At 51.2% G+C, this 19,405-nt stretch carries 26 protein-coding genes; 3 read left to right on the forward strand and 23 right to left on the reverse strand.

Features of this window, described 5'->3' with window-relative positions; translation table 11 throughout:
* Positions 1–51: 51 nt before the first annotated feature.
* The 11 genes from waaF to rplU all read right to left on the reverse strand — a co-directional run bounded on the left by waaF (position 52) and on the right by rplU (position 8,137).
* A complete protein-coding gene (waaF, locus tag J1836_RS04825; RefSeq protein WP_207249948.1) occupies positions 52–1,035 on the reverse strand; it encodes a lipopolysaccharide heptosyltransferase II in 984 nt (327 codons plus the stop codon).
* Positions 1,036–1,039: 4 nt separating this feature from the next.
* Positions 1,040–1,246: a zinc-finger domain-containing protein gene (locus tag J1836_RS04830; RefSeq protein WP_207249949.1), complete on the reverse strand. Its 207-nt coding sequence runs from the start codon at positions 1,244–1,246 to the stop codon at positions 1,040–1,042.
* Positions 1,247–1,266: 20 nt separating this feature from the next.
* Positions 1,267–2,187: a branched-chain amino acid transaminase gene (locus tag J1836_RS04835; protein ID WP_207249950.1), complete on the reverse strand. Its 921-nt coding sequence runs from the start codon at positions 2,185–2,187 to the stop codon at positions 1,267–1,269.
* 53 nt (positions 2,188–2,240) lie between these two features.
* Positions 2,241–3,083 (reverse strand): lytic transglycosylase domain-containing protein, encoded by an 843-nt coding sequence (locus tag J1836_RS21755; RefSeq protein ID WP_278189464.1) that lies wholly within the window; start codon positions 3,081–3,083, stop codon positions 2,241–2,243.
* A gap of 124 nt (positions 3,084–3,207) precedes the next feature.
* Complete coding sequence (gene apaG / locus J1836_RS04845; RefSeq protein ID WP_207249951.1) at positions 3,208–3,588, reverse strand: Co2+/Mg2+ efflux facilitator ApaG/CorD; 381 nt, start codon at positions 3,586–3,588, stop codon at positions 3,208–3,210.
* Between the two features lie 85 nt (positions 3,589–3,673).
* Positions 3,674–4,804, reverse strand: coding sequence for a glutamate 5-kinase (proB, locus tag J1836_RS04850; RefSeq protein ID WP_207249952.1), 1,131 nt, complete (start codon positions 4,802–4,804; stop codon positions 3,674–3,676).
* A complete protein-coding gene (cgtA, locus tag J1836_RS04855) occupies positions 4,785–5,810 on the reverse strand; it encodes an Obg family GTPase CgtA (RefSeq protein ID WP_207249953.1) in 1,026 nt (341 codons plus the stop codon). The genes proB and cgtA overlap by 20 nt, the downstream gene beginning before the upstream one ends.
* Positions 5,811–5,815: 5 nt before the next feature.
* Positions 5,816–6,541, reverse strand: coding sequence for an HNH endonuclease (locus tag J1836_RS04860; protein ID WP_207249954.1), 726 nt, complete (start codon positions 6,539–6,541; stop codon positions 5,816–5,818).
* Entirely contained in the window at positions 6,534–7,466 is a 933-nt protein-coding gene (locus tag J1836_RS04865; RefSeq protein WP_207249955.1) for a Dam family site-specific DNA-(adenine-N6)-methyltransferase, read from the reverse strand. The genes J1836_RS04860 and J1836_RS04865 overlap by 8 nt, the downstream gene beginning before the upstream one ends.
* Before the next feature lie 71 nt (positions 7,467–7,537).
* Positions 7,538–7,810: a 50S ribosomal protein L27 gene (gene rpmA / locus J1836_RS04870; protein ID WP_093065387.1), complete on the reverse strand. Its 273-nt coding sequence runs from the start codon at positions 7,808–7,810 to the stop codon at positions 7,538–7,540.
* Between the two features lie 12 nt (positions 7,811–7,822).
* A complete protein-coding gene (gene rplU / locus J1836_RS04875) occupies positions 7,823–8,137 on the reverse strand; it encodes a 50S ribosomal protein L21 (protein ID WP_207249956.1) in 315 nt (104 codons plus the stop codon).
* 165 nt (positions 8,138–8,302) lie between these two features.
* Between rplU and ispB the strand changes: the two genes are divergently transcribed.
* Positions 8,303–9,271 (forward strand): octaprenyl diphosphate synthase, encoded by a 969-nt coding sequence (gene ispB, locus J1836_RS04880; RefSeq protein ID WP_207249957.1) that lies wholly within the window; start codon positions 8,303–8,305, stop codon positions 9,269–9,271.
* Here the strand turns inward: ispB and J1836_RS04885 are convergent.
* From J1836_RS04885 to J1836_RS04895, 3 genes are read right to left on the reverse strand one after another with little or no spacing between them, the layout of a single operon-like run.
* Positions 9,268–9,852 carry a DUF3501 family protein gene (locus tag J1836_RS04885; protein ID WP_242632733.1) on the reverse strand — a complete coding sequence of 195 codons (585 nt, stop codon included), beginning with the start codon at positions 9,850–9,852 and terminating at the stop codon, positions 9,268–9,270. The two genes, ispB and J1836_RS04885, sit on opposite strands and share 4 nt — an antisense overlap.
* 8 nt (positions 9,853–9,860) lie before the next feature.
* Positions 9,861–11,204 carry a heterodisulfide reductase-related iron-sulfur binding cluster gene (locus J1836_RS04890; protein WP_207249958.1) on the reverse strand — a complete coding sequence of 448 codons (1,344 nt, stop codon included), beginning with the start codon at positions 11,202–11,204 and terminating at the stop codon, positions 9,861–9,863.
* 57 nt (positions 11,205–11,261) lie between these two features.
* Entirely contained in the window at positions 11,262–11,681 is a 420-nt protein-coding gene (locus J1836_RS04895) for a rubrerythrin family protein (protein WP_207249959.1), read from the reverse strand.
* A gap of 134 nt (positions 11,682–11,815) precedes the next feature.
* Between J1836_RS04895 and J1836_RS04900 the strand changes: the two genes are divergently transcribed.
* Positions 11,816–12,997: a DUF3530 family protein gene (locus J1836_RS04900; RefSeq protein WP_207249960.1), complete on the forward strand. Its 1,182-nt coding sequence runs from the start codon at positions 11,816–11,818 to the stop codon at positions 12,995–12,997.
* A 40-nt stretch (positions 12,998–13,037) separates the two neighbouring features.
* Here J1836_RS04900 and J1836_RS04905 read toward each other — a convergent pair whose 3' ends face one another.
* The 3 genes from J1836_RS04905 to J1836_RS04915 form a co-directional block, all read right to left on the reverse strand.
* A complete protein-coding gene (locus J1836_RS04905; protein ID WP_207249961.1) occupies positions 13,038–13,628 on the reverse strand; it encodes a C40 family peptidase in 591 nt (196 codons plus the stop codon).
* Positions 13,629–13,929: 301 nt separating this feature from the next.
* The gene (gene speD / locus J1836_RS04910; protein ID WP_207249962.1) at positions 13,930–14,748 is read right to left on the reverse strand and encodes an adenosylmethionine decarboxylase; all 819 of its coding nucleotides are present in this window, start codon (positions 14,746–14,748) and stop codon (positions 13,930–13,932) included.
* Positions 14,749–14,860: 112 nt separating this feature from the next.
* A complete protein-coding gene (locus tag J1836_RS04915) occupies positions 14,861–15,280 on the reverse strand; it encodes an OsmC family protein (RefSeq protein WP_207249963.1) in 420 nt (139 codons plus the stop codon).
* A gap of 121 nt (positions 15,281–15,401) precedes the next feature.
* On the opposite strand from J1836_RS04915, the gene J1836_RS04920 reads away from it, so the two are divergent.
* Positions 15,402–15,638, forward strand: a complete 237-nt coding sequence (locus tag J1836_RS04920) for an HP1242/YdcH family protein (RefSeq protein ID WP_207249964.1) — start codon at positions 15,402–15,404, stop codon at positions 15,636–15,638.
* Positions 15,639–15,650: 12 nt separating this feature from the next.
* Here J1836_RS04920 and gshB read toward each other — a convergent pair whose 3' ends face one another.
* From gshB to J1836_RS04950, 6 genes are all read right to left on the reverse strand, one after another.
* Complete coding sequence (gshB, locus tag J1836_RS04925; RefSeq protein WP_207249965.1) at positions 15,651–16,616, reverse strand: glutathione synthase; 966 nt, start codon at positions 16,614–16,616, stop codon at positions 15,651–15,653.
* Positions 16,617–16,642: 26 nt separating this feature from the next.
* A complete protein-coding gene (locus J1836_RS04930) occupies positions 16,643–17,653 on the reverse strand; it encodes an NAD(P)H-dependent glycerol-3-phosphate dehydrogenase (protein ID WP_207249966.1) in 1,011 nt (336 codons plus the stop codon).
* Positions 17,650–18,099, reverse strand: coding sequence for a protein-export chaperone SecB (gene secB / locus J1836_RS04935; RefSeq protein WP_207249967.1), 450 nt, complete (start codon positions 18,097–18,099; stop codon positions 17,650–17,652). The genes J1836_RS04930 and secB overlap by 4 nt, the downstream gene beginning before the upstream one ends.
* A gap of 36 nt (positions 18,100–18,135) precedes the next feature.
* Entirely contained in the window at positions 18,136–18,402 is a 267-nt protein-coding gene (gene grxC, locus J1836_RS04940; RefSeq protein WP_207249968.1) for a glutaredoxin 3, read from the reverse strand.
* On the reverse strand, positions 18,399–18,755 hold the full coding sequence (locus tag J1836_RS04945; protein ID WP_242632734.1) for a rhodanese-like domain-containing protein: 357 nt from the start codon (positions 18,753–18,755) through the stop codon (positions 18,399–18,401). The genes grxC and J1836_RS04945 overlap by 4 nt, the downstream gene beginning before the upstream one ends.
* A gap of 170 nt (positions 18,756–18,925) precedes the next feature.
* Entirely contained in the window at positions 18,926–19,270 is a 345-nt protein-coding gene (locus J1836_RS04950; protein ID WP_207249970.1) for an ArsR/SmtB family transcription factor, read from the reverse strand.
* Between the last annotated feature and the right edge of the window lie 135 nt (positions 19,271–19,405).

Consider the following 19,405-nt stretch of genomic DNA (forward strand, 5'->3'; position numbering starts at 1 on the left):
AAAATTTTGTTGCAGCACAGCATAGCGAATTTTTTAAAGCGCTTTCGTGCTTTATAGCAAGGAAATGACGTGTTTTGGCAGAATTTTCTGGAGACAATCGAGATGTTGCAGAGGGCATTCGCGCTTGAAGCACGGGCTGCACACCAATCCAAGGTAGAGGATCTGCGCTTTGTCACTCAAAGGCGGGGTATAGGTCGGGTCAGAAGAGCCATATAAGGCAATCACGGGCGTACCGACAGCGGCAGCAACGTGCATCAAGCCGGAATCATTGCTGACCACTTGCGTGGCTTGTGCGAGCAAACCCAGCACTTCCTGTAGGCTGGTTTTGCCTGCAAGGTCTTGGCAGGCGGGGGAATTAACAGCGGCGGCAATTTGCGCGGTGACGGGGGCATCTTTGGCAGAGCCGAGTAGGATAACTTGCCCGCCTTGCGCGATGTAATACTGAGCGACTTCGGCGTAATACTCAGCAGGCCAGCGTTTTGCTCCACCGTATTCTGCACCGGGGCAGAGGGCGAGGAGAAACCCTTCGACTACGCTCAGGGAACGGGTGGGGGTGAGGTGTGGCGGCTGAATCTCCGGCGGTAGCGTAGCATCCTTCGGCAACCCCAACGCTACAAACCGTTGCACCGTCATCGTCAACACCGAGTTATCCATAGGGCGAATATCGTTCAGCAAACCGTAACGCATTTCCCCCTTAAAGCCCGTCCGCACCGGAATCTTTGCCCAAAACGGCACAAGCGCGGCTTTCAGCGAACGCGGCAACACAATTGCCCAATCATACGCCTTCGTCCGCAAGGCTTTACCAAGTTGGTAACGTTTACCCAATGCCAATTCGCCGTGCTGTAATGGCATTTCAATCGCCGCCCGAACTTCAGGCATTGCCGCCAATATCGGCTTGCTCCACGCTGGCGCAAGCACATCAATCTGCAAATCAGGGAAACGGTGTTTAAGTGCCATGAACAGGCTTTGTGCCATCACCATATCGCCGACCCACGAAGGGCCGACGACTAGGCAACGTTGGGGGGAAAACGCCATAGCGTTAGTCGATCAAACGGTAAAGCGTACCGCAATACGGGCAACGCGCCGTCTTATCCGCACTACCCTCAATCGCCAACGACACACGCGGGTGCGAACACCACAACGCAGTCGCATCGGTGGGGCAACTCAAGGGTAAATCCTGACGCTTCACCACCACTTCGCGGGTGTCATTCAAACGTTTGTAATCAGCAATGCTCGGTGCAGACATACAGCCTCCCACACAATCCGTTAAACAAGGGTCAGCCAGTCGCGGTATTTTTCAGAGCGACCGTGCACAATATCCAAGTACAAAGTTTGCAATTGCTCGGTAATCGGGCCGCGTGTGCCTGAACCAATGGCGCGACGATCCAATTCACGAATCGGGGTAACTTCCGCTGCTGTGCCGGTGAAGAATGCTTCATCTGCCACATACACTTCGTCACGGGTAATGCGCTTTTCACGGACTTCAAAGCCCAAGTCACGCGCCAGTGTGATCACGGTTTTACGGGTAATGCCATCCAGCGCCGCCGTCAGTTCAGGGGTATACAAGACACCTTCTTTGATCAAAAAGAAGTTTTCCGCGCTGCCTTCTGACACAAAACCGTCCACATCCAGCAACAATGCTTCGTCATAACCATCATCCAAGGCTTCACGCAACGCCAGCATGGAATTCATGTAATTGCCGTTGGCTTTCGCCTTGCACATGGTGACATTGACATGATGGCGGTTGAAGGAAGAGGTCTTGATGCGGATACCTTTTTCCATGTTCTCCGCACCGAGGTAAGAACCCCATGTCCAAGCTGCCACCATTGCGTGGGTTTCCAGATTGTCAGCACGCAAGCCCATGCCCTCCGACCCGTAGAAGCACATAGGGCGGATATAAGCGGAATCCAGATTATTTTCACGCACGGCGGCACGTTGCGCTTCGTTAAGTTGTTCTTTGCTGTAAGGCATCGGCATCCGCATGATTTTGGCGGAGTTGAACAAGCGATCCGTATGATCTTGCAAGCGGAAAATCGCCGTGCCTTGATCCGTCTTATACGCCCGCACGCCTTCAAAAACACCCATGCCGTAATGCAGGGTATGGGTTAAGACGTGGGTTTTGGCTTCGCGCCAAGGCACCATTTCGCCGTCCAGCCAGATCAGGCCATCGCGGTCAGACATCGACATCGCTCATCTCCACAGATCAAAATCAAACGTCAAAGCATACACGCAGCGTTTGATTATGGCAAACCACGGAAAACCGCGAAATCTTGCACCGGACGCGCCCAACCTTGTCCACGCGCCACCGCCGTCGTTACCCGCGCATTGCGTTGAAAGCCAGTGGCTTGGGATAGTTGTGCTTGCGGTACAGGACGAGCTTGCCCACCACGGTAATCGCCCATGATTTTGGCAACATAGTTCTGGGTTTCGCGGTAAGGGGGAATGCCGTTGTATTTGCGTACTGCTCCAGAACCTGCATTGTAGGCTGCCAAGGCCAGGGCTTCATTGCCGTTGAATTCGCGCAACATCTGCGAGAGGTATTTCACCCCACCTTCGATATTTTGGTGCGGATCCCACGCATTATTCACGCCCATCATATCGGCAGTTCCCGGCATGAGCTGCATCAAGCCCATTGCGCCGACGGGTGAACGCGCCCCAGCATTAAAACAGGATTCTTGCTTCATTAACGCCATGACGAGATTTTCATCCACGCCGTAAGTTCGTGCGTGGATACGAATGGAGTCCAAGTGTTGCAGCATTTTCTGTTGCAATTGCACCTGACTTTGCCCACCACAATGCCCTCGCGAACTACGCGCTACTGGCGGCACAGCCGAAGAACTCGGATATGTCGGGCTTCCCAACAAAGTAGCAGGTTTAGGGCTTTTCTTTTGGGGGGCGCCGTATTTAGCGACTAACTTGTATTTATTGCCTTTCTTAGGGGTATTGGTTAACCAACGCGTACCGTCGTTATCGACGTAGGTATACACCGCTGCTTCGGCTGATGGACTGTGTACAGCGGCTGCACCACACAGCACAGACAACGCCACAAGACCGTTGACAGGGTCTGATTTTGGGGTTTTCATCGTTACCACTTTTTGTTTTTATAGACACTATTGTGAAACCGATGCTCAATATACCCCGCGCTTTTCAAGCCTGTCTAGCAAGGGCTTGATAAGCGGTAACGTTGATTTTTAAGCATAAAATAGCTCAATGCAGCACACGCGGGTCAACCAGACGGAAGGGGGAAATCGCTGCATCAAAACGCTCGCCATCGTCGGCTAACATTTGATACGACCCCTGCATCACACCCAAGGGGGTATCCAAAATTGTACCACTGGTGTAACGAAAACCCTCCCCCGGTTGTAAGTGCGGATTCTCACCGATGACACCATCGCCGCGTACTTCTTGGGTGCGCCCATCCGCATCGGAAATAATCCAATGGCGTGCCAGCAGTTTAGCGGGAACGCTGCCTTGGTTAACAATGGTTACGGTATAGGCAAATACGTAACGCGATTGGTCGGGGTCAGACTCTTTTTCGATGAAATGGGATTCCACCGACACTTGAATATTGTAACGTTCGCTATCCATACCTAATCCTCCGTATACACTGATACCAGCACGATAGCACCTCCAGCGTACACCACAATAAAATCCGACTAAAGCGAACCTTTCCTTACAATAACACCAGATTATCGCGATGGATCAGTTCCAGAGCATCCACGTAGCCTAGTACTTGTTCAATCAATTTGCTCGGCTGACGTTTGATACGGTGCGCTTCTTCACTCGAATAATTCACCAATCCCTTGGCAATCAAACGACCGTCTTCCGTCACGCAACTGACGACCTCGCCACGGTCAAACACGCCCTCGACGCGCACGACACCGACGGGCAATAGGCTTTTGCCAGTATTGAGAATCGCATCAGCAGCACCCGCATCTAACCACAACGTCCCCTTCGCCGCCAATTGCCCTGCAATCCACTGCTTACGCGCTGCAATCGGGGCAGCATCCGGCAATAACAACGTACCCAATGTTTCACCGCTGCGTAGCCGTTCCAATACCAGTGGTTCACGCCCAGACGCAATCACTGTGGCACAGCCCGAACGCGCCGCCCGTTGCGCGGCAATGACCTTGGTACGCATCCCGCCGCTGCCAATCAACGTGCCTGCCCCACCCGCAAATTCCACGTAATCGGGGTTGTTGGCACGCCCCTCAACAATCATCTGCGCATCGGCAAACTTGCGCGGGTCTTTGTCATACAAGCCGGACTGGTCGGTGAGAATCACCAGCACATCCGCCTCGACCAGATTCGCCACCATTGCGCCCAGCGTGTCGTTATCACCCAAACGGATTTCATCAAACGCCACCGTATCATTCTCATTGATCACCGGAATGACGTTGAGTTCAATCAAGGTGGTTAAAGTGCTACGCGCATTCAGGTAACGGCGGCGATTCGCCAGATCGTCATGCGTGAGCAGCACTTGCGCCGCGTGGAAACCGTGTTGTTGGAACACCATCTCGTAGGCATGAATCAGGCTCATTTGCCCGATTGCTGCCGCCGCCTGCTTTTCAAACAGGGCTTTGGGCTTGGTTTTCCAACCCATGCGGCTCATGCCTTCCGCGACCGCGCCGGAAGACACCAACACGATTTCTACACCGGACTGGTGCAGGCGAGCCATTTGCCCCGCCCAATCTGCCAGTGCTTCGCGATCCAAGCCTTCCCCATCACGGGTCAGCAGGGCGCTGCCAATCTTAACGACCCAACGCTGGGTCTTCGGCATGAATTCAGTTCGACTTGTCTGCATGTTCGTCCAAATACTGCATGATGTGGAAACACAAATCTTGTGTGCCTGCGCCGGTCGCCGCTGAAATCTGGAAGACTCTGCCTGTCCAACCGAGTGCATCGACAATTTCCTGACAGCGTGGAGCACGCTCTTCAGGGGGCAAAATGTCGATTTTGTTCAGCACCAACCAACGCGGGTAATTGGACAGCTCTTCGCTGTATTGCTCCAACTCGCCTTCGATGGTACGCACCGCACGCACTGGCTCATTTTCCTCCGCCATCGGTGCCACGTCTACCACATGCAGCAATAAACTGGTACGCGCAAGGTGACGCAGGAATTGGATGCCTAAGCCTGCACCTTCCGCCGCGCCCTCGATCAAGCCAGGAATGTCCGCCATCACGAAACTTTGCGTTACCCCAACACTGACTACGCCCAAATTCGGGTACAAGGTCGTGAACGGATAATCTGCCACTTTCGGACGAGCAGACGATACCGCACTGATCAGTGTCGATTTACCCGCATTCGGCAAGCCTAACAAGCCCACATCCGCTAGTAGCTTCAGCTCCATGCGCAATACACGTAATTCACCCACTGTGCCGGGTTTCGATTGGCGCGGCGCACGGTTGATCGAGCTTTTGTAACGCAAGTTACCCAAACCATGCCAACCGCCTTTAGCCACCAGCAAGCGTTGACCGGGTTCGATCAAATCGCCGATCATCTCGCCAGTTTCTTCGTCGTAAGCGACTGTACCCACCGGCACGCTGACTTCAATATCATCGCCACGCTTGCCGGTCAGATTTCTACCCGCGCCGTTTTCACCGCGTTGTGCTTCGTAATAACGCTGGTGGCGGAAATCAATCAGCGTATTCAAGTTACGTTCGGCAACCAGATACACATCGCCACCATCGCCACCGTCACCACCGTTGGGGCCACCAAATTCAATGTACTTTTCGCGGCGGAAGCTCACACAACCATTGCCACCATCACCCGCTTTCACGCGGATTACTACTTCATCAACAAACTGCATAAATCCTATCCCAGTAACTTGGCTTCACGCTCAAGTACTTCTTTAACAAACTCAGGCACTTCCTTGCCAAGTTCATGCGCCGCTGCTTTCAATTTCTCGTAAACAGCGACCTCATCACCTTGCCAAACAAGATCAATACGACGCATGTGGCACGTTGCCACATGGCTATAATTTTCTGGGAAAGCCCAGTAACAGGTCAGGCAAACCTGCTTATCTTTACTGCCGTTCCAATTGTCACAATGCTCACACGACCAAGACTTTGCCCGATTCGCGGAGGCAGACAGCAGCATAAAATCGTCAGTGCTTAACGCCCCGTCGCCATCTCCACCTACCTCATAGGGAACACGATGGTCGATTTGTAAATCACGCTCATCCATCACCTCCAAATAGATGAAACACTGGCAACCGTACTTGGCAATCAGGGCATCTTTAAGCCGCTTGGATAAACCCGTGCGCCCCGATAATTTCCTAACCGCCACGCCGCTCAAGTCACCAAAGCGATAAGCGGCAATCTTACGCCCATCTGAACCCGTTACCCGAAACGTTTCCACTGGAATACCATTTTCACGCACATCCCGTACTGCACGCGGCGGATGGTTGTAGCCGTAAACATCTTTCAACGCTTCGGTCGTGATAAAGCCATGCGCCAAAATATGATCAATAACCGTTTTAGGACGTTTTGCCGTAACAGCGCGACAAAGTGCTAATAATTCTGCTGACACCTCAAACATGGGATTCCGCTGCAAACAAAGCATATTGCGGCTGTAGTGGCATATGGTAACTGCTACGTGAAGCAGACAACGCTCGCTGTTGCAGCAATGCGGGCGACAAGTATAACGATTCATACGTTATTTCATCACGCCCTAGCAAAGTGGACTGGCTGGAACGCCCTGCTGACAACTCGACACGGGATAGCTCCAAGTAAGCAGGCAATACTGCACCAAAGACTTTATCACCCCTGCGTCCGTCATAACTGACGACGTAAGCGATACCCCGCTCATTCAATTTTTCCAGTGCCAATACAAACTCATGGTGGTCAATACCAGACAAGTAGCGGGAATCGTGTTCACCACAAACGCCCTGATAAGGCGGATCCATGTATACCAGATCATCGGTTGTAGCCGTTCTCAGCACATCACGGTAATCCAATGCTGAAAAGGCACTTTTGCCTTGCAACAACGCAGACACCCCGGAAATATTGTTACGCATAGTCGTGGGGCGAGTACCCTTGCGGCGCTTATCTGGACTTTGATTGAACATCCCATCAGCATTGTAACGCACCGCACCTTTGACACAACGCGCTAACAAATACAGGAAAAGACGGGGGTCTTGGCTGCGGTTAAAGGCATCTCGCATCTGATAATAATGGCTCGGACTATCCTGTGTGAGCTGCCCATTCCAAGTCTGCTCGTAATAATCAGCCGTTTCTACAGGTTGCTCCACCATCAAACGTAGTAATTCTACCAATGGTTTGTTGACATCATTAATCTCATAACGCGCCGCCAATTGACGTGCCGCCGCCGCAATACTAATAGCAGCCGAACCCGCAAATGGCTCAACCAAACGATCCACATCCTTAGGGAAATAACCCAGAATGACGGATGCCAGATTGCGCTTACTGCCTTGATATTGAATGGGGTGCGGGATATTTTTCATGGGGTGATCATAACACGCGAAAAGCCCCGACAGGCGGGGCTTTTACGCAAATCGTCCGAAGACGGAAGTTTTTAAGCTGAGCAACCTTCAACAGGTTGGATGCTTACAAACTTACGGTTTTCAGCGCCTTTTTGCTTGAAAACCACTACGCCGTCTGCCTTGGCGAACAAGGTATGGTCTTTGCCAATACCTACGTTATCACCAGCGTGGAAGCGCGTACCACGCTGGCGAACCAGAATGTTACCAGCCAGAACGAATTGACCACCAAAGCGCTTAACGCCAAGTCGTTTCGATTCTGAATCGCGACCGTTGCGGGTACTACCGCCTGCCTTTTTGTGTGCCATTGCTGTCTCCCCTTACGCTGCTGAAATGCCAGTGATTTCGATTTGTGTCAGGTACTGGCGATGACCAGTACATTTCTGATGGTGCTTACGGCGGCGGAATTTCATGATCCGCACTTTGACGCCGCGAGTCTGGGCCACAACGTTTGCAGTTACTTTCGCGCCTGCAACGTAAGGTGCACCGATTTGCACGGTATCACCTTCCCCGACCATCAGGACATTATCGAAATCAATGTCTGCGCCTTCTGCTACATCCAGTTTTTCAACAAAGATGCTGTCGCCTAGAGCGACGCGGTACTGTTTACCGCCGGTTACGATGACCGCATACATGATTCGATTCTCCAAAAAATGTCCTGTTAAAGAGCCGCAGGATTATACCGTTTACGCCCGTTCAGGTCAAACGAGAAATAAAATATTTCAAGGAGTTGCGCGTATCGCTTGACATCGCAGGGGGGGCTTCCTAGCATTCGGGGCTTTACCGCAGCCTGCATAATCATGGATTTCAATACAATTCGCCAACTTGCCGATGCTGACATGCAGGCAGTCAATGCTTTAATCCAGCGTCGCCTGCATTCCGATGTCGTGCTTATCAACCAACTCAGCCATTACATTATTGGTAGCGGGGGTAAACGCTTGCGCCCCTTGCTAGCGTTGCTGGTGGCGCGTGCCTGTGGGTATCAGGGCGACAGACACGTTGATATTGCGGCAATTGTGGAATTTATCCACACCGCCACCTTGCTGCATGACGACGTGGTGGACGAGTCTGATATGCGGCGTGGCAAGGAAACTGCAAACAATGTTTGGGGTAATCAAGCCGCCGTGCTGGTCGGCGATTTCCTGTATTCGCGCTCGTTTGAAATGATGGTGGACGTGGGCAGTATGCGCGTGATGGAAATTCTCTCTACCACCACCAATGTGATTGCGGAAGGCGAAGTCTTGCAATTGCTCAACTGCCACGATCCCGATACCTCCGAAGAGCGTTACATGGAGGTCATCCATTCCAAAACCGCGAAATTGTTTGAAGCGGCGTGCCAGTTGGGTGCGGTGCTGACGGGATTGAGTGCGGAACACGAAGAAGCGATGGCGAAGTATGGGATGCACTTAGGCACAGCGTTCCAGTTAGTCGATGACGTGCTGGATTACACCGCTGATGCTGAGGAAATGGGCAAAAACGTCGGTGATGATTTAGCCGAAGGTAAGCCCACACTGCCGCTGATTATTGCGATACAGCGCAGCGATGCGGCGACGGCTGCCATACTTCGCAGTGCGATTGAGCAGGGTGGGTTGGATCAGATTGATGCCATTATGCAGGCGATTACCGACACCAAGGCGATTGATTACACGTTGGAACGTGCCAAGGGTGAAACGGAAAGCGCGATTGCCAGCCTGCAATGCCTGCCAGATAGCGACTATCGACAGGCATTGGAGTCATTGGCGTGGTTTGCGATTAATCGCAGTCATTAACCCAAATCAGCGGCGAGTGAAGCACGCGATGCTTCACTCAACGTCGCGGTATCCGTGTAATTCGGGTGCTCAATCCCCATCTGAATCGCCGCACCTTCCTTCACCGAAGCCACCATAATCGGGGTCAACTCAAAGCGCATAAAATGCACTGCCGAGGTTTTTTCCTCGGTTTCGCGCTCCAAATCCTCATTGGCAATCGCGTAAACCTTGTCGAAACCCGCCACCTGCACCCACGTATGCCGCTCGATCCCGATCAGCCGCCCCAGTTGCACCTTGCGCTCTTCCACATCGGAAAACTCGACCATGAAGGTCGCTTTCCAGTTCGAGCCATCGGGAATCAACGGGTTATACGCCTCCAGTTCCTCATTAATGCCAGCGGACTCGAAAATCTTCTCAATCCGCAGCATTTCCTGAATCTGGTATTGCATGGTTAAGCGATCTTCAAAATACAGTGTCGCATTCGGACCAATGTGTATTTTGCGGTCAGCTTTGTGCGCCATCACTCTCTCGCGGAAGGCTTTGCGCTCGATTGAATATTGTTCCAGACTCAGCAAGTCTGCACGGGTCAACTTTTCCATCATCACTCTCCTTACAAACCGTAAGCAATGCGTAACATGGTCAGCGGATGTGTTGGCGGAGGCATACCCTCATCCAATCCACTCTCGATTTGATGCCCTGCCATCGGGCAATCGCTGCCGTAATAATCTGGCTTAGCTTGATTCACCTTGGTGAAAATCGGGCGGCAAATTTTCATCGACACGTCGTGGAATTCGCTTTTCACCGCATACGTGCCATCATGCCCGGAACAGCGTTCCAGCAATTCCAGCTTAGTATCCGGCACTAATTCCAACAATTCGCGGGTTTTGTAGCCGATGTTTTGTACGCGCAAATGGCAAGACGTGTGGTAGCTGACCTTGCCCAAAGACTTTTTGAAGTTGGTGTTCAACTTGCCTTCCTTGTGGCGCAGCATCAGGTACTCGAATGGGTCGAAAATGCGCCCTTTCACCGTTTGCACATCGGCATCATCGGGGAACATCAGCGGCAATTCCTGCTTGAACATCAGCACGCACGACGGTACAGGGCCGACAATATCCCAGCCCTCGTTGATGAGCTTCATCATTGCTGGAATATTGGCTTCTTTCGCCGCTGCCACAGATTCCAAGTCGCCCAATTCCAATTTGGGCATTCCACAGCATTGCTCTTTATCCAGCAATGTCACAGGAATGCCGTTGATTTCAAATACCTTACGCAAATCATCGACAATGTGCGGCTCGTTGTAATTGCCGTAACAGGTGGCAAAAATCGCCACTTTGCCGGTAGTACGCCCTGCCGCAACCGCCTTGGATTCATCCAACGTCTTGTAACGCGCCACACGGTCACGCCCTTTGTCGCTGTGGTAAGACGGGATTTTCGCCTGCGGATGCACGCCCAACACTTTGTCGAGTTGCTGGCGGAAGGCGGGGTTCTGATTGACTTTATTGACGATGCCCGCAACGACGGGAATGCCCGCCAACTTGCCAACCATATCGGTAGAACTCAGTACTTTATCGCGGAATTTGGTGTCGCCTTTCTTAAACTTCACCGCTTTGGCACGCAGCATCAGGTGCGGGAAGTCGATATTCCACTCATGCGGCGGAATGTACGGGCATTTGGTCATGTAACACAGGTCGCACAGATAGCAATGATCCACGACCTGCCAGTAATCTTTTTTGTCAACACCATCCACTTCCATCGTCTTGGAATTGTCCACAAGATCAAACAGCGTGGGGAAGGAATTGCACAGGCTGACGCAGCGGCGGCAACCGTGACAGAGATCAAAGACGCGCTCCATTTCGTGCAGGACGGCATCTTCGTTATAAAATTCGGGGTTTTTCCAGTCGAGCGCGTGACGGGTGGGTGCTTGCAGGCTGCCTTCGCGGATCGGGGTTGCCATGTTTGTTGTTCTCCGTTGGGGGTGTAGGGGTGAAAAGGCTTCACCCCTACCAAGACCTTATGCGTCCAGATTATCCAGTGCTTTCTGGAAACGGTTAGCGTGGGAACGCTCCGCTTTTGCCAGTGTCTCGAACCAATCCGCGATTTCGTCGAAACCTTCTGCGCGTGCGTCTTTCGCCATACCGGGGTACATGTCCGTGTACTCGTGGGTTTCGCCAGCAATCGCTGATTTCAGATTAGCAGCGGTCGGGCCAATCGGCAGACCAGTCGCTGGGTCGCCAGAGACTTCCAAGTATTCCAAGTGACCGTGCGCATGACCGGTTTCACCTTCCGCAGTGGAACGGAACACAGTCGCAACGTCGTTGTAGCCTTCCACGTCAGCTTTAGCAGCGAAATACAGGTAACGGCGGTTAGCTTGCGATTCACCTGCAAAAGCATCTTTCAGGTGTTGTTCTGTTCTACTTCCCTTCAGTTCCATGATGGACTCCTCGGTGTGGTTGATTAAACTCTTTGGAGCGTTGTACTCTAAGTAAAAGTAACACCAACGTCCAATCGTATATTTTGAACGTTTTATTCGATTTTAACAAACACCCCTATGCCAAGGAGAGGAACATGAGAGTTGCCACTGCCGTTTATACGCTGGCTTCTGTTGCCGTGCTGGTTCTGATGATAATGCGCCCACCTGTTGAAGTGAGCAGCCCCAGCGCTGCTGCCAGTGCGCCTGCACCCGAGGCAACCGCACCCGTCGCCGCCAGTGCGCCTGCACCAGAAACAACAGCACCTGCCGCCGCTGCCACGTTGCCAGAGCAAGCCATGCCTGCGACTGCACCGGTTGCAATTGATGCTACTGCTCCCATTGCACCAACAACGGCAATAGCCCCTACTGCGGTCGCACCTGTCGCGCCAGTAGCCCCTGTTTCTGCTGTCGCGCCTGTCGCACCGATAGCAGTACCGCCGCCGCCACCAGCAATCGACCAAGCGGTGATGATGCCACCGCCCCCCGCCCCGACCGCCATCGCACCACCCTCACCTTCTGGGCTAGCAGCACCGGAAGAAAAAAAAAATGACACCGTAGCGCCAGCAGCGGCAAAACCTGCTGCCACCGCCATACCGGATTACGCCCAAGAACAACGCTTAGTCGGTGAACTGAGCGGGGCAATCCGGGAAGGTGAAATCGTCAGTCTGAACGACGGGGCGCAACCCTTCATGGGTATTCTGACCGCAGCGGAACAGCCGCGTGGCGGGGTTATCCTATTGCATGGCTGTGGCAAACACCCCGACTGGGCGGAGGTAGTGCATCCACTACGGGTGGGCTTAGTTTCCAAAGGCTGGACGACGCTATCCTTGCAAATGCCGCTCTTGGCTCCCACCGCGCAACCTACCGATTACATCCACCTGCTTGGCAATGCAGACCAACGCATTGATGCGGGTATCACCCTGCTACAACAAAAAGGCATTAACAACGTGGTATTAGCCGCCCACAGTTGCGGAGCGCAGATGGCAATGCACTGGCTAGGGACAAAAGGTGATAGCACGATTCGCGCTTACGTAGGCATGGGAATGGGTGAAGTGTTGCCACTGGATACCGTGAAAGTGCCCGTACTCGACGTGTACGGTGAGAAAGATCTTCCAGCCGCCATCAGCTATGCACCCGAACGGCAACGTTTGATGCAGAAAGCAGGCAATACTCATTCCAAACAAATGGTACTACCAGAGGCAGACCACAACTTCAAAGACAAAGGCGATGCACTGAACGCCGTGGTAACAACGTGGCTAAATAGCTTGCCGCTCTAAAGTAAAAAGGTCGCAATAGCGACCTTTTTAGAGGAATAAATTAGGAATAAGCAGGTTTGCAAGCTCCTGGAATACGTCCAAAGCCAGCTAGCTTGTCCGCCCAGTAACCTTCCAATTTATCCGTAGTAATCGCTTTACCAGTACGTGGTGCATGGACAAATTTATCTTCGCCCAAATAGATACCCACGTGGCTGATACGCTTACCACCCGTTTTAAAGAATACCAAGTCACCTTTGCTGGCTTCTTGCTTGGATACTTTAACAGCGGCGTTGTATTGATCAGCAGCAGTACGCGGTAATGAGACTCCAGCACCTTGCTCGAAAGCATACGATGTCAAACCGCTGCAATCGAAACCGGTCTTAGGACTTTCACCGCCAAAACGGTACATTTTACCTTTCTGCTTTTCCGCACTCCACACCACACGATCCAACAACGTTACATCCTTAGACGCTTGCGTTGGAAGTTTCATCACAGTCGCCGTTGTATTATTAGAATGGGCGAATTTCGCGGTGTAGACTTGGGTGTTTTCTGCATCCGCAGTCTTAACATTTTCAGAATTACAGCCAGCCAGTAACAATGCCATCATCCCCAGACTAACCAAGGTAAATGGCTTTACACTAACACTACTCATAATCTCTTGTATAACCTTTTCAGCGTTCTCTTGTAGAACAATCTTTTATTGTAAATGACGCGTTTAAACACACTCAAAACGTCATAGAAGGAAACGTTAACAGACTATCAACACAAGAGACAACCACCATGAGTAACATTTGATCAAATCTACCATTGAATGTTTCAATTGTTTTGATCTCACCAATATGTTGCTTTATAGCAACATATTGGTTAATAAACGTGCAAAATGCAACGTAGCGTGGATTCAGGCAGGAGGCGATGCTAGCAGACTAACACCGTCATAGATTAATCTGGGTAAATCACAAACTGCCTGTATTTCTACCGTAGTAAATCTCTTTCATTTCTTTGCGCAATTGGGCTTCGATTTGCTTGAGGTCTTTCTCGAAATAATCATTTTTACCTAATCCAAACAAATAGTTATCGAGATCAAACTCTTTCAACATCATCTTGGTGTGAAAGATATTTTCTTGATACACATTCACGTCGAGCATGGAATAAGCACGCTTAGTTTCCGGCGACAAGAAGTTCTGGATAGAGTTAATCTTATGGTCGATGAAGTGCTTTTTGCCCTTCACGTCACGAGTAAAACCGCGCACCCGATAGTCCATAATGACAATATCGGACTCCAAACTATGTATTAAATAATTCAATGCTTTCAATGGCGAGATGCGCCCACACGTCGATACATCAATGTCCGCACGGAAGGTACTAATGCCATTGTCGGGGTGACTTTCTGGGTAAGTATGCACCGTCAGGTGGCTCTTATCCAAGTGCGCAACGACATCTTCAGGGTAAGGGCCTGGGCGTGCTGAAGTCGAGGTAGAGATCTTTTCTTCTGATAAAACAGGCTCTTCCGACACCAGAATCGTGACGCTTGCCCCTTGAGGGTCATAGTCTTGCCGTGCCACATTCAGAATATTAGCGCCGATAATATCTGCCACATTCGTGAGGATATTGGTCAAACGGTCAGCATTGTATTCTTCATCAATGTACGCGAGGTATTCTTCACGGTGAGCCGGACTCCTTGCGTAGCAGATGTCGTAAATATTAAAACTCAGGGTTTTAGTCAGGTTGTTAAACCCGTGCAGGCGAATCTGCTTTTGATGACGCTCAACCAATTCCGATCATCCTCTTGTAGGCGTAGCATAAAAAATCAGCCAGTTGACCACCAACCAGCATGGGGGTGAACTATGCAAAACTATGCCCCTAGGTGCAAGTGAAATAAATGCTTCACGGCGCTTCGCATACTTCAAAATCGTGGGTAATCTCAGCGGTTTTACCCAGCATGATCGACGCGGAACAGTATTTTTCCGCCGACAATTTCACCGCACGTTCGACTTTTTCCGGCGACAAGTTACGCCCACTCACCACGAAATGCAGGTGAATGCGAGTGAACACTTTGGGGTCTTTATCAGCGCGTTCTGCTTCCATCAGCACTTCACAGTCTAGCACTTGCTGCTTGGATTTCTGCAAAATCAGCACCACATCGAACGATGAACAGCCCCCTAAGCCCAATAACAACATTTCCATCGGACGCATTCCGAGATTACGCCCACCGAATTCGGGCGCACCATCCATGACCACGGCATGACCGCTGCCAGACTCGCCGACGAAACTCATATTGTCCAACCATTTAACTCTGGCTTTCACATGCTGCTCCTGTTGTAGGGAAAAGCCGATTCTACCATAGTCACAGAATTTGACTTAACTCACGCTGCCGATCAAAACACTGTGATAACCTGAAACTGAATTTAATAAAGGAGCGTAACGAATGTTTGGAGAATCCCATAATCTGGCGATTGAATTTCCTGAGCACAAAGAGAAAATTCATCAATTGAAAATGGAAGATCGGCACTTTGCCCGTCTGTTTGACGAATACCACGAAATTGACACGCAACTGCATCGCGTCGAACAAGCGATTGAAGTCCATGCCGATGATTTCGTCGAAGGGCTGAAGCTGCGCCGTTTACACCTTAAAGATGAATTGTACGGTATGTTGCAACAATAAAGTATCTAACGGCTAAAGCTGCGCCAGCCTGCGCTCAATTGCATCAAACAGCAGGCTGGCGATATTAGCGGCATAGAGCGTATCCAATTCACGAATACAAGTAGGGCTGGTCACATTGATTTCCGTGACATAATCGCCAATCACATCCAAGCCCACGAATAGCAAGCCCATCTCCCGCAATACCGGCGCAATGCCCGCACAAATGGCGAATTCACGCTCCGTCAAATCCACACCAACGCCTTTGCCACCCGCCGCAAGATTTGCTCGCCCTTCGCCTTCTGCCGGAATCCGCGCCAGTGCATGAGGGAATGGCTCGCCATCAACCAACAGAATGCGTTTGTCACCTTGCTTGTATTCGGGCAGAAAACGCTGTGCCATCACCATGCGTGTACCGTGCGCGGTAATCGCCTCAAGGATCACGTTAGTGTTGGCATCGCCCTGCTTGATTTGGAAAATCATCGAACCGCCCATACCATCCAGCGGCTTCACCACAATATGCTGCTGCATAGCCAAAAATTCGCGGATACGCCCCATATCACGGGTCACACGCGTCGGTGGGCAGTACTCAGGAAACCACGTCGCAAACAGCTTTTCGTTGGCACTGCGAATACTGTCGGGGCGATTCACCACCAACGTGCCGCGTTTTTGCACCATTTCCAGCAAGTACGTGCTGTAAATGAATTCCATATCGAAGGGGGGATCTTTGCGCATCAACACCACAGGCAATGCGTGGAGCGGTCTGACCACAGCGTCATCAAAGGTAAACCAGCCGTGCGGATCGTCTTGCACCGTCACAGGATTCATCTTGGCATAGACCACGCCATCATCGACAAACAGATCACCTTGCAAAATATGGAACAGCGGGCAACCGCGCCGCTGGGCTTCCAGCATCATCGCGAAGGTACTGTCTTTTTTGATATTGATGGTGCTGATCGCGTCCATAATGACACCGATAGCGTAAGTTTGCGTATTGCTCATGGGCTACAACCCCTGATAGTAGGTAATCAGAATTCCGCTTTCAGGTCGCGGGAAAGCAGTTCAGCGACAGCCTGCCGAGGCGGCAGTTGTTCGTACAGAATACGGTAAACTTGTTGGCAAATGGGCATTTCAACACTGGCACGTTCCGCCAACTTGCCGATGGAAAGTGCAGATTTTGCACCCTCGACTGCTTGCCCGATTTCCGCAATCGCGGTATCACGGTCTTTGCCTTGCCCTAAAGCTAATCCTAAACGGCGATTGCGGGATTGGTTATCGGTGCAGGTCAACACCAAATCACCCACACCCGCCAAGCCCATCAAGGTTTCGGATTGTGCGCCCAGCTTCACGCCCAAGCGCATGATTTCCGCCAAGCCACGCGTCACGATAGCAACGCGGGCATTCGCACCGAAGCCTAAGCCATCCGAGATACCTGCCGCAATTGCCAGCACATTTTTGAGCGCACCGCCCAATTCCACGCCCACCACATCATTGCTGATGTAAGCACGGTAATTAGCCGCTTGGAACGCGGCCGCCATCGCCTGTGCCAACGCAGGTTGATTCGCCGCAACGGTCATCGCCGTTGGCAAACCACGCGCCACTTCCCCCGCAAACGTAGGCCCTGACACCACCCCGTAAGCAGCACATTGTGGCAATACTTCCTCCAAAACCTGATGCAACAATTTACCTGTATCCAGTTCCAAACCTTTGGTTGCCCAGATAACCGCATCCTGTGCCGTTAATAACGGGGCAAGGTTTTGCAATAGACTGCGGAAACCGTGACTTGGCACTACAATCAGGTGGTAGTCAGAGGATGCAGCGACCGTGGCTAAGTCACTCTCGCAACGCAAATTATCAGGAAACGGGATACCGGGTAGGTAATGCGTATTCTCACGCTGGCGATTCAACGCCTCAACGTGGGCAGGATTGAAATCCCACAGCAGCACATCCAGCCCATTTCGCGCCAATTGCAACGCTAACGCCGTTCCCCACGAACCCGCGCCATAAACAGCAATGGACTGGATGCGCTGGCTGGTCATGCCACGCCAGCTTTTGCTTGCTCTTCCTGTAAACGCCGTGCGTACAACGCATCGAAATTAATCGGGGAAAGATGCAGTTCGGGGAAGCTACCCTTGGACACCATGCCTGCGATCACTTCACGTGCATACGGGAACAGGATATTCGGGCAATAAGCCGCCAATAAATGATTGAGCTGATCTGCGCCATAGCCTTGAATAAAGAACACACCAGCTTGTTTCACCTCCACCAAGAAAGCGGTTTTATCATCACTTTTAACCGTGATGGTGATAAACAGCTCAACTTCATAGTTGTCATTCGCTAGTGGGTTAACCTTGGTATTCAAGTCCAAATTGGTATTGGGATTCCACTCTTGGGTAAAAATGCCGGGTGAATTGGGTGCTTCAAAGGAGACATCCTTGACGTAAATACGCTGGATGATGAATTGTTGCTCTTGTTGTTCGCTCATGTCCTACCCCTTGGTGAAATCTTGATGAAATGGATATTAAGATTCAAATAGCAAAGCGTCCAGTTTACCTGCACGATCCAATGCCGCCATATCATCATAGCCACCGATAGATAAATCGCCAATGAATATTTGCGGCACGGTGTCGCGTTGACTCAAGCGTTCCATCTCTGCCCACAACGTGGCATCACCACCAACATTGATTTCTTCGTAGGCAACCCCCTTACGCTTGAGCAGCATTCGGGCGCGTAAGCAGTAAGGACAAAATAACGTGGCATACATGCGCACCGGACGGGCTGGATTCATCGTTTGCTAACCGGAAGGTTGGCTGACTCCCATGCCGTGATGCCGCCCGCCAAATTACTGACATTCTCGAAACCGGCTTTGGTCAATAGGTCACAAGCATGGGAAGAACGGCTACCACTGCGGCAATACACTAGCACTGGTTTAGTTTTAGCAGATTCCAGTTCAACCAAACGCGTTTTGATCTGCGCCAAAGGAATATGCTTTGCACCCTTGATCTTGCCGCTGCGCACTTCGCTGTCTTCACGCACATCGATGACGACAGCCGTGTCTTGATTGAAAATTTGCACCGCTTGCGTGGTGTTGACTTGTTGGTATTTGCGGGTGATGCGACTGAATTCAGTCCAGATAATCATGCCAACGATACCAAACAGCCCTGCAATTAACAGGGGATTGTTACGGGCAAAAACAAGATACTCTTCCACATTGAACCCTAATCGGCTGATGAACAGGGACTAACGATATACATCCGCTAGAAGTAGGTAAACCCCTAAACACACGTTTTTGGTAATAGTCAGCGATATATTCAGTGTGGAGCGGAGCAAAAGACTTCCTGCATCATGCTGATCAAGCGTAGTGTACGATAATCACCCACACGATAATAAACGCGATTAGCATCCTTACGTGAGGCCAAAATACCTTTATCACGCAAAATCGCCAGATGCTGAGAAATATTGCTTTGGGAAGTACCAACGTTGTCAACGATGTCTTGTACGCTGACTTCTTTGTCACCTAGAACACACAGAATTTTCAGACGCAATGGATGTGAAATCGCTTTTAAGGAACGGGAAGCACGGTCAATGTCTTCTTCCTTGACCAACATATCATCAATACTGAAGTCACACGTACTGCCGAGAGCGATGCTACCCATAGATGTCCTCATCGAAAATGATTTTGCTAAAGCAACCTGTAAAGCTTCGCGCTGTGGAGCAGGCAACCTTAGTATATTAGTATAGACAGAAACAATAATATACCCTATTCCATTCCGTGTCATCCCTTTCTTATG

The organism is Thiothrix fructosivorans, assembly GCF_017349355.1.
In the GTDB taxonomy this organism is placed as follows: Bacteria; Pseudomonadota; Gammaproteobacteria; order Thiotrichales; family Thiotrichaceae; genus Thiothrix; species Thiothrix fructosivorans.